This is a genomic window from Pseudomonas sp. NPDC088368 (assembly GCF_044753445.1).
GTDB classification, from domain to species: Bacteria; Pseudomonadota; Gammaproteobacteria; order Pseudomonadales; family Pseudomonadaceae; genus Aquipseudomonas; species Aquipseudomonas bambusae.
Genome location: NZ_JBIVNG010000004.1, coordinates 249,004 through 261,547 on the forward strand (window position 1 = coordinate 249,004; position 12,544 = coordinate 261,547).

Annotated in this window: 14 protein-coding genes; 1 reads left to right on the top strand and 13 read right to left on the bottom strand. The window is 62.9% G+C overall.

The window, feature by feature from the left end; genetic code table 11:
* Window positions 1–102: 102 nt before the first annotated feature.
* From ACIQAL_RS10205 to arsC, 9 genes are all read right to left on the bottom strand, one after another.
* Window positions 103–1,350 (bottom strand): FAD-dependent oxidoreductase, encoded by a 1,248-nt coding sequence (locus ACIQAL_RS10205; RefSeq protein ID WP_401144938.1) that lies wholly within the window; start codon window positions 1,348–1,350, stop codon window positions 103–105.
* The gene (locus ACIQAL_RS10210; protein WP_401144940.1) at window positions 1,347–1,583 is read right to left on the bottom strand and encodes a (2Fe-2S)-binding protein; all 237 of its coding nucleotides are present in this window, start codon (window positions 1,581–1,583) and stop codon (window positions 1,347–1,349) included. The genes ACIQAL_RS10205 and ACIQAL_RS10210 overlap by 4 nt, the downstream gene beginning before the upstream one ends.
* The gene (locus ACIQAL_RS10215) at window positions 1,576–2,721 is read right to left on the bottom strand and encodes an NAD(P)/FAD-dependent oxidoreductase (RefSeq protein WP_401144942.1); all 1,146 of its coding nucleotides are present in this window, start codon (window positions 2,719–2,721) and stop codon (window positions 1,576–1,578) included. Before ACIQAL_RS10215 ends, ACIQAL_RS10210 begins: the two co-directional genes overlap by 8 nt.
* Window positions 2,718–3,668 (bottom strand): 4-hydroxyproline epimerase, encoded by a 951-nt coding sequence (locus ACIQAL_RS10220; protein ID WP_401144944.1) that lies wholly within the window; start codon window positions 3,666–3,668, stop codon window positions 2,718–2,720. Before ACIQAL_RS10220 ends, ACIQAL_RS10215 begins: the two co-directional genes overlap by 4 nt.
* Window positions 3,669–3,936: 268 nt before the next feature.
* Window positions 3,937–4,620 carry a GntR family transcriptional regulator gene (locus ACIQAL_RS10225; protein ID WP_166596611.1) on the bottom strand — a complete coding sequence of 228 codons (684 nt, stop codon included), beginning with the start codon at window positions 4,618–4,620 and terminating at the stop codon, window positions 3,937–3,939.
* Between the two features lie 92 nt (window positions 4,621–4,712).
* On the bottom strand, window positions 4,713–5,384 hold the full coding sequence (locus ACIQAL_RS10230) for a DNA-3-methyladenine glycosylase I (RefSeq protein WP_401144945.1): 672 nt from the start codon (window positions 5,382–5,384) through the stop codon (window positions 4,713–4,715).
* Between the two features lie 57 nt (window positions 5,385–5,441).
* Window positions 5,442–5,870, bottom strand: coding sequence for a DUF2069 domain-containing protein (locus ACIQAL_RS10235; RefSeq protein WP_401144947.1), 429 nt, complete (start codon window positions 5,868–5,870; stop codon window positions 5,442–5,444).
* Complete coding sequence (gene wrbA / locus ACIQAL_RS10240; protein ID WP_401144949.1) at window positions 5,863–6,468, bottom strand: NAD(P)H:quinone oxidoreductase; 606 nt, start codon at window positions 6,466–6,468, stop codon at window positions 5,863–5,865. Before wrbA ends, ACIQAL_RS10235 begins: the two co-directional genes overlap by 8 nt.
* On the bottom strand, window positions 6,465–6,818 hold the full coding sequence (arsC, locus tag ACIQAL_RS10245; protein WP_401144951.1) for an arsenate reductase (glutaredoxin): 354 nt from the start codon (window positions 6,816–6,818) through the stop codon (window positions 6,465–6,467). The genes wrbA and arsC overlap by 4 nt, the downstream gene beginning before the upstream one ends.
* Window positions 6,819–6,920: 102 nt before the next feature.
* On the opposite strand from arsC, the gene ACIQAL_RS10250 reads away from it, so the two are divergent.
* Complete coding sequence (locus ACIQAL_RS10250) at window positions 6,921–7,388, top strand: TlpA disulfide reductase family protein (RefSeq protein ID WP_166596616.1); 468 nt, start codon at window positions 6,921–6,923, stop codon at window positions 7,386–7,388.
* A gap of 275 nt (window positions 7,389–7,663) precedes the next feature.
* Here ACIQAL_RS10250 and ACIQAL_RS10255 read toward each other — a convergent pair whose 3' ends face one another.
* From ACIQAL_RS10255 to ACIQAL_RS10270, 4 genes are all read right to left on the bottom strand, one after another.
* Complete coding sequence (locus ACIQAL_RS10255) at window positions 7,664–8,068, bottom strand: META domain-containing protein (RefSeq protein ID WP_401144953.1); 405 nt, start codon at window positions 8,066–8,068, stop codon at window positions 7,664–7,666.
* Window positions 8,065–8,502 carry a hypothetical protein gene (locus ACIQAL_RS10260; protein WP_341963014.1) on the bottom strand — a complete coding sequence of 146 codons (438 nt, stop codon included), beginning with the start codon at window positions 8,500–8,502 and terminating at the stop codon, window positions 8,065–8,067. Before ACIQAL_RS10260 ends, ACIQAL_RS10255 begins: the two co-directional genes overlap by 4 nt.
* Window positions 8,503–8,712: 210 nt before the next feature.
* Complete coding sequence (locus ACIQAL_RS10265; protein ID WP_401144956.1) at window positions 8,713–9,696, bottom strand: 2-hydroxyacid dehydrogenase; 984 nt, start codon at window positions 9,694–9,696, stop codon at window positions 8,713–8,715.
* A gap of 71 nt (window positions 9,697–9,767) precedes the next feature.
* Entirely contained in the window at window positions 9,768–12,521 is a 2,754-nt protein-coding gene (locus ACIQAL_RS10270; RefSeq protein WP_401144958.1) for an ATP-binding protein, read from the bottom strand.
* Window positions 12,522–12,544 lie beyond the last annotated feature (23 nt).

Genomic DNA, 12,544 nt, shown 5'->3' on the forward strand with positions numbered 1-12,544 from the left:
TTACCGGACTTGCTGCCGCTTCGCGCCAGATCGTAGGCAAGCCAACTCCTACGGCCTTTCGGCCAGAATCATAGGCCGTGCCCGTGCCGCTTCAGAACAGGATTATGGATCACCCAAACACGCCAACGTTGCAATCCGCGCGGGGCTGAACGGCGGCCGTAGCAGCGGCGATTCCCAGCCAAACAACGTCTGCGCCGCCGTGGCGCAGAGGCGTCCCTGGCAGGCGCCCATGCCGCAACGGGTGTTCAGCTTGGCGGTGTTCCAGTTCTCATGAACGGCGAGCGCCGAGTAAGGCACGTCCTCGCAGCGGCACACCAGCGTGTCCGGCCGCGCCAACTGTTTCAGCGCAGGATCAAGGGCGAACGCGTGATTCAACCGGTCCGCAAACTTCTGCCAATGCCGACGTTCCGCAAACAGCTGACGCGCCTGCTCCTGCTGACCCGTCGCGGCCAGCCCGGCAATCTTGCCCTCGACCAACGCCAGCTCGCTGCCACCAAACCCCGTGCATTCCCCGGCGGCAAAATGATCGGCCAGACTGCTGGTCTGCCACTCATCCACGGCGATCGCGCGATCCTCGATCCGGCAGCCCAGGGCCGTGCCCAGTTCCACGTTCGGCACCAGGCTGAACCCGCACGCCAGCCGATCACAGGGCACGTCCTCGACCCGACTCCCCAGCTGAACGCGCACCGCTTCCAGTCGACCCGAACCCAGCGCCTCCAGTACATGGGCCGATGTTCGATACGCGGCACTGGCCAGCGTCGCGGCCTGAATCGCCTTATTCGGCCAGCGCCACAAGCCCGCTGCAAAACGGCTGACCGCTCCCAACGACGCCTGCTCGGCGATGCGCACCACCTCAGCACCGTTCTTCTTCGCGGTGTCGGCCGACGCGAGCAACAACGGCCCGCTGCCGGCAATCACGATGCGCTCGCCCGCCACCGACAAGCCACCTTTGATCAACGCCTGCAATCCCCCCGCGCCGGTGACGCCGGGCAGGGTCCAGCCGGGGAAGGGCAGCAGCCGTTCACGGGCGCCGGTGCACAGAATCAGCCGGTCGTAGCTCAGCACCCAACCGCGCTCGGCGTCTTCCAGCAGCAGCTGTTTCGGGCCTGCCAGGGCGACGACTTTGGTGCCGCTGTGCAGCTGAATATTGGCCTGTTGTTGCAGTCGTGACCGCATGTCGCTGGCCCGTGCAGGCAGTTGCGCCTGTGGTCCATCGCGCCAGATTTGCCCGCCCGGCAGCGGGTTGTCGTCGAGGATCGCGATGCGGATGCCCTGAGGCGCAGCGGCAAGGGCAGCGGCCATTCCGGCAGGCCCGGCGCCGACGATCAGCAGGTCGACGTGATCGGTCATGGCTGCGTCTCCACCTGCATGCCGTCGCGGCAGATCGTCTGACAGGCCAAGCGGCGCAGGCCGTCGATGCTCACTCGGCATTCCTGGCAAATCCCCATGCCACACAACGGCGCCCGGCGCTGTCCGGTGACTGACGTTCGGCTGCAACGATCACCGCAGGCCATCAAAGCCGCCGCGACGGTGGTGCCTTGGGCGAAGCGAAACGGCTGGCCGTCGATGCGTAATTCAGGCATGGGCGTGGGCTCCGATGAAACGCTGTGGCAAGTAAGCGTGCAGATGGTTTTGCAGCTCGATGGGCGGCGGGGTGCTCAACAGTTGCGCGGCCAGCAATTTGGCTGTGCCGGTGGCGGTGGTCACGCCCAGCCCCTCATGCCCGGCTGCTAGCCACAAGCCGGGTTGATCAGGGTGTTCGCCCACCAGCGGCTGACCGTCGGGGCTGGCCGAGCGAAATCCGGTCCAGCTGCGAAGGCCGTTCAGGTGGCCCAGATCGGGCAGAAATTCCATCGCTCGTCGCAGCATCCGGCCCAGCATCGCGGCGTCGATGGCCGGGTCGTGGCTGTCGAACTGCCGGGACGAGCCAACGAACAATTGACCGGTGGGCCGCTGTTGCAGGTTGAACGCCACCGACGGACCGTCGCCCTTGTGGGCGTTGGTGACGTAGCCGAGTTCGACCAGCGTGTGGGTGATCTGCGCCGGGTAGCGATCGGTGATCAACAGATGGCCCTTCTTGGCTTGCAGCGGCAGTTCCGGGCAGAGGTCTTTTGCGTAGATGCCATTGGCGAGCAACACGGCCTCGGCCTGCAACCACTGGCCGTCCGCCAGCCGCACGCGATTGCCTTCCACCGCCACGACTTCGGCCTGCTGTTGACGCACGAGCCGAGGCTGACGTTGCAACAACCAGCGCGCCGCATTGGGGGCGTAGAGAATGCCGTCGCCGGTGACCTTCAATGCGCCAAACAGACCGGGACGCAATGAAGGTTCAGCCTTCGCCAGCGCCTCGCCGCTCATCAATTCGCAGCTCAACCCGAAGGCGTTCAGTGCGGCATGCTTGCGCTCGGCCTCGGCCATCTCGCCCTCGTTGCAGGCCAGCCACAACGTGCCGTTGTTGCGCATGGCGCAGTTGTCCGGCAGGTGCGGTGCCAGTTCGCGCCACAGGCGCACCGAATATTCGCCCAGGGCCAGTTCGGCGGGACTGTGATCGAGCACCACCAAGTGGCCCATGCCCGCTGCGGTGGCGGCCGGGCGCTGGCAATCGAGGACCAGAACGTTGAGCCCGTGGCTCGCCAGCTCGTCCGCACAGGCCGCCCCGACGATGCCGCCACCGATGACGATCACGTCGGCGGCGCCCCCGGACGTGGCATTTGGGATCAAGAACAAATGCCCCAGGCGAACGGGTCTTCCTCATCCAGCAATAGCGTGGCTTCGGCGCTGATGTAAGCGCGGCCACGGATGGTCGGGATGATCCGGTCGCCCATCTGACGCTCGCCGTGCTGCCACTGGAAGCTGCCTTCGAACTGGCTGCCGATCACGCTGGCCTGTTGCCAGAGCGCACCGGGTTCGAGCTTGCCGTCGGCGGCCAGGCACGCCAGTTTGGCGCTGGTGCCGGTGCCGCATGGGGAGCGGTCATAGGCCTTGCCGGGGCAGAGCACGAAGTTGCGGCTATCTGCGTGATCGTCGTCGGCGAACAGTTCGATGTGGTCGATGATGCCGCCGTCTTCGCCACGAATGCGTTGGTTTTCCAAAGCCTGGCGCACTTTCCAGGTGTAATCGGTCAGGGCGTCGAGGTTGTCGCCGGTGACGCTCAGGCCGTGGTCGGCGATGAGGAAGAACCAGTTGCCGCCCCAGGCGATGTCACCGGTCACGTTGCCAAGGCCCGGGACCTCGACGATGAAGTTCTTGCGATAGCGATAGGAGGGCACGTTGTTGACGCTCACCGAGCGGTCTTCGTGGAGGGTGGCCTGCACCGTGCCCACCGGCGTTTCGATGCGATGCACCCCCGGCCCGATCTTGCCCAGATGCGCCAGCGACACCACCAGCCCGATGGTGCCGTGGCCGCACATCCCGAGGTAGCCAGCGTTGTTGAAGAAGATCACCCCGGCACAGGCCTCGGGGTCCACCGGCTCGCACAGCAGCGCGCCGACCAGCACATCGCTGCCCCGAGGCTCCAGCACTGTTGCCGCACGCCAATCGTCGAATTCATCGGCCAGCACTTGGCGACGTTCCGCCATGCTGCCCTTGCCGAGGTCGGGGAAACCGTCGAGCACCAGCCGCGTGGGCTCGCCGCCGGTGTGGGAATCGAGGATCTGGATGCGTTTCATGTGGTTACCCCCAAGTGGTCAGACAGAGGTCTGGACTGTGCAAGCCTGTGGCTAGTAGGCATCCCTGTGGGAGCGAATTCATTCGCGATGCGGTGGTATGTCCGACACGTTTCTATCGGATGTACGATTTTTCGCGAATGAATTCGCTCCCACAGGGATTAGTCACCTACGGCCAAGGACTGTTCTGACACCAGATTGGCGGGAACAGGGATACGGGTCTTGACCGATTTCGTCCCGTGAAATGACGAAATCGGCACAGTCGCGGGTGTCAGATTTCGCTGAGCACGGCATTGGGCAAGTGAGCGTAGAGGGTGCGACAGACGCCAATGATGTGGTGCTCGATCAACTCGGCGGCTTTGTCCACGTCTCGTTCGGCACAGGCCTTGAGGATTTCCCGATGCTCCAGATCGGCTCTCTCCTTGCCTTCGTCAAAGCTCATCTGTACGCGCAGGTAACGTTCGACCTTGTCGTGAATCGAGCGAATCATGTTCAGCAGAAACGGCCGTTGCGCCGCTTCGTAGAGGCATGTGTGAAACGCCCAGTTCAGCTCGGCCCAACGCCCGATGTCATCGTCACCCACGAATTCATCGCAGATGGCGCTGGCGCGGTCGATCTGCGCTTGGGTCAGCCTTGGCACCGCGAGACGAATCGCCTGCACTTCCAGCAATACCCGCACTTCGAAAATCTGCGCCAGTTCCGGCTCGGAAATCCGCGTGACCACCGCGCCCTTGTTGCGCTGGAACTGCACCAGGCCTTCGGCTTCAAGGCGTTTTAGCGCTTCCCGGACCGGGATCTTGCTGACGTTGAACACGCGGGCGATGTCGTCCTGACGGATCGGCTCGTCCTCGGCGAACTGGCCGGAAATGATCGACTCGCGCAGGAACGTGGCGATGACCTCGGACGCGGATGGCGCAACGCCGAGATTGGGGGCGTCAGAAAGAAGGAAAGGCACGCGAGAGACTCAGGCAAGGGCGAATGTCGGATATTGTATACGACGTCCAATTTGTGTCGCGCTGTGTCTGCGTGCCGCGCACGAAAAAAAGATCAATGGTTGGCGGTATACGACAACATCATCGACAACTGGCACAGCGGGCGGCCACTTTCGGCGTGCCACTGATTGAACGCCGCCTGCACCGCCGCCTGATCGCGCTGGCTACTGGGCACTTTATCGACGATCTTCTGTGCATTGAGCGCTGCCACCACATCCTCGCTGGGGATGAAGGTGTCCTTGCCGACCATCCGCAGAAAACGCGGCGCCGACAGCCCGCCCATCTGGTTGCCGTGTTTGGCCAGGTAACGCCACAAGCCGACGATGTCCGTCACCGGCCACTCGGCGATGAAATGGCCGAAGCTGCCGTGTTCCTTGGCGAGGTCGAGGATCAGTTGGGCATTGCGCGGCACGCTCCTGAGCTTGCCGAGGTGGCGAATGATGCGCGCGTCCTGCATCAGCCGCTCCAGGTGATCGGCGCCCATCAGCACGACTTTTTCCGGATCGAAACCAAAGAACACCTGCTCGAACGCGGGCCATTTGGTGTCCACCAGACTGTGTTTCAAGCCTGCACGAAAAACGCGCAGGGCCATGGTCGACAGGTAGCGGTCGTCGCTGATGGCCTTGAGCTTCTTCGGGGTAGCGGGGGTGGGCAGGTGCGCTTCGAGCGCGGCGGCGGAACCAAAGCGGTTGAGGCAGTATTCATGGAGCCATTTGTAGTCTTGCATGCCCTCTCCAAAACGAAATTTCATGGCCGGATTTGAATGTTCACCCGAGCCTTCTGGCTAACCGCTAACGCTGTAGGCGCGCGTTTCAATTAATTTTCGGTCGTACTGAAACCGCCAGCGTGTATACAGCAGCGCGCTGGTGAACACGGCGAGGCTGGCCAGCATTTCCAACACGCCGAACCCGACGCGGTTGGGGTCGAACGCGGCCAGTGCGCCTTTGATGAAATACAGGTTCACCACGAAACAGGTCCACGAATGCCCCCGAGGGCTGCCGACGAACATGCCGGGCGCCAACAGAATCAGAGGCACCAGCTCAATTGCGAGAATCACCCCCGGCCGCGCGCCGTGCAGGTCGGCGATGACCAGGTAATAAACGCCCAGCAACGCGATCAGTCCCAAAAAGCACGACAGCGCCGCCACCCGGCTCCAGCGAACCCGAGGTTCCAGCCAGTGCAGCGGGGGCAGCACCTTGGGCTTTTTAGCCACGGGAAGGTTCCAGTAACAGCGCAGTCTTGGCCAGACGCTGACCCAGCGCGCGACACAGCGCGGTCTCGTGCTGGTCCAGCGGACGCTTGCCGTCGGCCCCCGCGTGATGGCTGGCGCCGTACGGCGTACCGCCGCCGCTGGTTTCGATCAGCGCCGCTTCGCTGTACGGCAGACCGGTGACCAGCATGCCGTGGTGCAGCAACGGCAGCAGCATCGACATCAGCGTGGTTTCCTGACCGCCGTGCAGGCTGGCGGTGGAGGTGAACACACTTGCCGGTTTGCCGACCAACGCGCCGGTCAGCCACAGGTTGCTGGTGCCGTCGAGAAAATACTTGAGCGGCGCCGCCATGTTGCCAAAGCGCGTCGGGCTGCCCAGCGCGAGGCCCGAGCAATTCTTCAAATCGTCGAGGGTCGCGTACAGCGCGCCGGTCTCTGGAATGCTCGGCGCCACGGCTTCGCACTCGGTGGAAATCGCCGGGACGGTGCGCAACCGCGCTTCCATCCCGCCCATCTCGATGCCACGGGCGATCTGCCGCGCCATTTCGCTGGTCGAGCCGTTGCGGCTGTAAAACAGCACCAGAATGTACGGCGCGCTCACGGCAGCAGCTCCAGGATTTTCTCTGGCGGACGGCCGATCACAGCCTTGTCGCCTGCAATCAGGATCGGCCGTTCGATCAGCTTCGGATGGGCGGCCATGGCGTCGATCAGTGCCTCGTCGCTCAAGCTGCTGTCAGCCAGGTTCAGGGTTTTGTATTCGTCTTCGCCGGTGCGCAGCAGGGCGCGGGCATTGATGCCGAGCTTGCCCAGCAGATCACGCAATTGCGCGGCGCTTGGCGGGGTTTCGAGGTAGCGCACGACGGTCGGCGTCAGGCCGCGTTCTTCGAGCAATTCCAGCGCGCCACGTGATTTGGAGCAGCGCGGGTTGTGATAAAGCGTCAGATCGGTCATTTGCGGGTCGCATCTTTCGTGAGGTGGCGGGTATTCTACAGGCGTCTCGGTAAAGACCAACATCAGGTCCGCATCGCGTTTTCAACGAAAGGAACAAGCATCATGGCAAGGCGGTTGGCAGCAGCGGTAGCGCTTATCGGGAGTGTGTTGCTCAGCGGGTGCGGCGTGGACCTGGGCACTGACCAGAACGGTCAGAAAGTCGCCAGTGATCGAATCGACAAGCATTGGCTGGTGGTCAATTACTGGGCTGAATGGTGTGGCCCGTGCCGCACGGAAATCCCGGAATTGAACGCACTGTCCGAGCAGTTGAAAGGGCAGAACGTCAGCGTCTTCGGGGTTAACTTCGACAATCTGCAGGGTGAAGATCTGAAAAACGCGGCCAACGCGTTGGGGATCAAATTCACCGTTTTGGCCCAGGACCCCGCCGAGCAATACGACATCCCCAAGAGCGAAGCGCTGCCGGTGACTTACATCATCGACGACAAAGGCAAAGTGCGTGAGCAGTTGATGGGCGAACAGACGGCGGCGGGCGTGACGCAGAAACTGGCGGAGTTGAAAGGGAAGGGATAAGCGCTGCGCGTGAACTGCATCTTGATCGGACGCTACGCGCGCGTTTGATTCTGGCCGGAGGCCGTGGGAGTTGGCTTGCCTACGATCTGCCGGGAGCCGGCAGTAAAACCGATGCATGCGGTGTGCCAGGCAAACGAAGGGCGCTGGTTCTGCTGCCGCTTCGCAGCAGATCGCAGGCAAGCCGGCTCCTACGGCCTCCGGCCAGAATCAAAAGCCCGATCGTGTTGCCCCGATGCCCCACGGCACTGGGCCAGGAGCGGATTTTCGTCAGTCCCTCAGCCTTCTTCCAGCCAGAACCGCAACGGCAAACCCTCGGCAGGCCACAGCTCCAGCTGCTCAACCTCCGACACGTCCCAATGCTGAACCTTGCCCAACGCTTCGAGGAACCGGTGTTCCTGCTCCATCAACGCCGGGGCGCAGAGTTTGTGGGTGCTGCCGACCGGGCCGAACGTGATCGAGTCGCCCCCCAGCCGATACCCGGCGAACCAGTGATTGCAACCCGCATTGCCATACGCCCGGCCATCCTTGCCCAGGGTCATGGTCAGGTGGCTGCTGTCGATCAACGGACGTTCCCCGATCCACTCCAGCACGTATCCGTGGTTACGCTTGAGGGCGTCGGTGTCGGTGGCGCAACCCGTCAGCAAGGTCGCGGCCATCAGGGTCAGCCAGAGCGTTTTCATGCAGCGTTCTTGGCGCAGGCCGGGCACAGGTGGTTCTCGCCGACGGTCTTCCAACCCAACTCGGCGATGCGCGCGGTGGCGGCGGGCTTCAGGGCTTTCTTGCCTTCTTTGGCGTCGACCATGAACTCGATGTCCTGCTCTTTGCCACAGCCGTTGCAGTTGACCTTCCATTGGTGAATCGCCAGCTCGGTGAACGCCGGGCCGTTGGCCACTGCGACCCACTGGCCGGGCGGGTTGATCAGGTGGCGGACTTTTTCGACGTTCAGGCGCATGTAGAGGTCTTTGCTGCCTTTGACGGTGACGAGCAGCACGTCGTCGTGCTTGATCGAGCCACCGTTGCCGGTCACTTGGTAGCGACCGACCGCCAGGCTGCGGCATTCGATCAGGGTATGGTGCGGGGTCAGCATGCTGTAGCGAAAATCGTGTTCGGCCATGGGGGTCTCCAAATAGGCGCGCATGCTAACACTTTAGAACTGAACTGCCCGCGCCGGTCGACGGCCGAGCGCAGAGCAAGGGTGACGCACGACCTGTGGGAGCGAATTCATTCTGGGCGGCATACCGACGAAAGATGGATCAGGCGATAGAGATGTGCCGTCTGTACGCCCGCTTCGCGAATAAATTCGCTCCCACAGGGGGAGCGGCGTTCAGACCAGATTCTGCGGACTGCCACTCGCCCACGCCGCGATGTTCTCCAGCGTCGTCTGCGCAATCGCGCCGAGCGCCTCGCGGGTCAGGAAAGCCTGATGGGCGGTGATCACCACATTGGGGAATGTCAGCAACCGCGCCAAAACGTCGTCCTGCATCGGCAAGTCCGAACGGTCCTCGAAAAACAGCTGCGCCTCTTCTTCATAGACGTCCAGCCCCAGATAGCCCAACTGGCCGGATTTCAGCGCGTCGACCAGCGCCGGGGTGTCGACCAGCGCGCCGCGCCCGGTATTGATCAACATCGCGCCACGCTGCATTTGCGACAGCGACGCCTCGTTGATCACATGCCGGGTGTGTTCGTTGAGCGGGCAATGAAGGCTGATGATCTGCGCGCTGGCGAGCAGTTCATCCAGCGGCAAATAGCGTGCACCGAGCGCTTCGACCTGCGGATTGGGAAAGGGATCGTAGGCCAGCAGTTGGCAGCCGAACCCCGCCATGATCTTCGCAAATGTGGCGCCGATCTGCCCGGTGCCGACCACGCCCACCGTCTTGCCCACCAGATCGAAGCCGGTGAGGCCGTGGAGGGTGAAATCGCCATCGCGGGTGCGGTTGTAGGCGCGATGCAGGTGGCGATTCAGCGCCAGAATCAACGCCACGGCATGCTCCGCCACCGCATGGGGCGAGTAGGCCGGGACGCGCACGACGCTGATGCCCAGACGCTGGGCGGTCGGCAGGTCCACATGGTTGAAACCTGCTGAGCGCAAGGCAATAAGCTTCGTGCCGCCAGTGGCCAGGCGCTCAAGTACAGGCGCACTCAGGTCGTCATTGATGAAAGCGCACACCACCGGGTAACCGCTGGCCAGTGCCACGGTGTCAAGCGTCAGGCGTGCGGGCTGGAAGTGCAGGTCGATACCCGCTGGGGCTTTTGCGGCGAGGAAGCTGTCGCGGTCATAGGTCTGGCTGCTGTAGAGGAGGGTGCGCATCGTGGTTCCTTCCAACGGAGTTCATGACTGACACTCCTACAGTGACACTGCTTATAGGCAATTGACCCACATCAAGCACTCACCCGCGCTTCGATCTCCAGCCGTGTGATCGCCTTTTCCAGCTCATCCAGCGCTTTGTCGCTGTCCGGCGAATCCTGTTTGAGCAGGGTTTCGCTGCGTTGGCAGGCGGCCCGTAGTTGCGGCACGCCGCAGTAACGGGTCGCGCCGTGCAGACGATGGACGCGCTCGATCAACGCGACATGATCGTTCGCTTCGCGGGCCGAGCGAATGGCTTCACGGTCGGTGTTCAGCGAGGCCAGCAACATCGCCAGCATGTCCGCAGCCAGATCGGCCTTGCCCGCCGCCAGGCGTAAGCCTTCCTCATGATCCAGCACCTGCATGTTCAGGCTGCCGTGGCTGATTTCATGATGACGTTCTGGCGCTTGATTGCGCAGGGCCAGGCCGGTCCACTTCAACACCACCTGAGCCAGTTGCCGCTCGCTGATCGGTTTGGTCAGGTAATCGTCCATGCCGCTTTGCAAGAGCGCCCGTTTTTCGTTGGCCATGGCGTGGGCAGTGAGGGCGACGATGGGCAGCGAGGTGATCTGGCGCTCGGTTTCCCAGCCGCGAATCGCTTCGGTCGCCTGGCGACCGTCCATGCCCGGCATCTGCACGTCCATCAGTACCAGATCGAACGTTTCGTCTTGCACCGCCTGAACCGCTGCATAGCCGCTGTCCACCGCCAGCACCTTGGCCCCCATGTCTTCGAGCAGGGTTTGCACCAGCAACAGGTTGGCCGGGTTGTCGTCCACGCAGAGGATACGTGGCGGGCGGCTGGACACCGGCTCGGGCACTTCGGTGCGCAGCTGTTTGGGGCTTACCAGCTCCGACAGGGCGCGCCGCAGTTTGCGGGTACACGCCGGCTTGGCCTGCAATTGGCTGTAAAGGTCCGGCACCGACACCTGATACAGCGCCTGCTCGGTGGTCGGGCACAGCACCAGCACTTTGCAGTCGAGGTTTTCCAGGTCCCAGATTTGCTGACGCAGGCGCTCGGGCGGCAGCTCATGGGCGGTCACGCCGAGCACCGCCATTTCGATGGCGTGGGGTGTTTGATGCACCACGGTGACGCCATTGATGAGGTTTTCCAGATTGTTGAACACCATGGGTTGCAGGCCGCAGTCTTCCAATTGGTGTTCCAGGGCCTGACGCGCCAGGTCGTGATGTTCGAGCACCGCCGCCCGGCGCCCGATCAGCGGTGGGGCGGGCAAGTCTTCGAGGTCGTCGCGGGTTTTTGGCAGGGTCAGGCTGATCCAGAATTCCGAGCCCTCTCCCGGGGTGCTTTCCACGCCGATTTCGCCGCCCATCTGCTCGATCAGACGCTTGGAAATCACCAGCCCCAAGCCAGTGCCACCCGAATGCCGGGACAGTGAGTTGTCGGCTTGGCTGAAGGCTTGAAACAGCGCCCGCACGTCCTGATTCGAAAGGCCGATGCCGGTGTCTTGGACGCTGATGCGCAATTGCACCTTGTCGTCCTGCTCGTCCTCCAGCATGGCGCGGGCGACGATGGTGCCCTCGCGGGTGAACTTGATGGCGTTGCTCACCAGGTTGGTCAGGATTTGCTTGAGCCGCAGCGGGTCACCCACCAGCGACAGCGGTGTGTCGCGGTACACCAGACTCACCAGCTCCAGCTGTTTGGCGTGGGCGGCGGGGGCGAGGATGGTCAGCGTGTCCTGCAACAGATCCCGCAGGTTGAACGGGATCGCGTCGAGCACCAGCTTGCCCGCCTCGATCTTCGAGAAATCGAGGATTTCGTTGATGATGCTCAACAGGTTGTCGGCGGATTTTTCGATGGTGCCGAGGTAATCGTACTGACGTGGCGTCATCTCGCTTTTTTGCAGCAGGTGCGTGAAGCCGAGGATGCCATTGAGCGGCGTGCGGATTTCATGGCTCATGTTGGCCAGGAATTCAGATTTGATACGGCTCGCTTCAAGGGCTTCCTTGCGCGCCAGGTCCAGCTCGATGTTCTGGATTTCGATGGTCTCCAGATTCTGGCGCACGTCTTCCGTGGCCTGTTCGATGCTGTGTTGCAATTCTTCCTGCGCGTTTTGCAACGTCGCGGCCATGCGGTTGATGCCCGAGCCGAGTTCGTCCAGCTCGTTGCTGCCCATGGGCGGCAGTCGCGCTTCCAGATTGCCGTCCTTTAATTGCGCGACCACGTGCTTGATCTGCGCGATGGGGGCATTGATGGTGCGGCTCATGCGCAGCGCAAGCATGGCGGTGAGACCCAGACCGGCGCCGATCAGCAGCAGGCTGGCGAACAGGCTTCGGTAGCCGCGCAGCAGGGTGCCGTTGTGGGACAGCTCCAGTTCGACCCAGCCCAGCAGGCGATCGGCCTCGTCGGGTATCACCTCGCCGGTCAAATGGCGGCTGCGACCGAACACCGGCATCAAGTAGCGCGTGGCGTCGTTGTCGGACCGCTGCAACATGTGGGTGCTGTTGCCGATGGGCGGCTGGTTGATCATGGTCGGACCGGCATGGGCGAGCATGGCGCGGTCGGCGTCGAGGAAGGACACGGCGCGAACGTCAGCCTGTTCCAGTACCTGACCGGCGATGCGCTCCAGCATCGGTTTGTCCGCCGCAGCCAGGGCCGCCGCTGACAGCGGGGCCAACTCGTTGGCGATCATTTCACCGCGCTTGAGCAACTGGGTTTGCAGTTCCGAGAGCTGCATCCAGGTGAAATAGCCCCCCAGCAACGCCGCCATGAGGCACGTCGGCAGCAGGGTCAGCAGCAATACGCGGCCTTTGATGCCCAGTTTGTTCAGCACACTTTTTCTCCGGCAATCTCGTT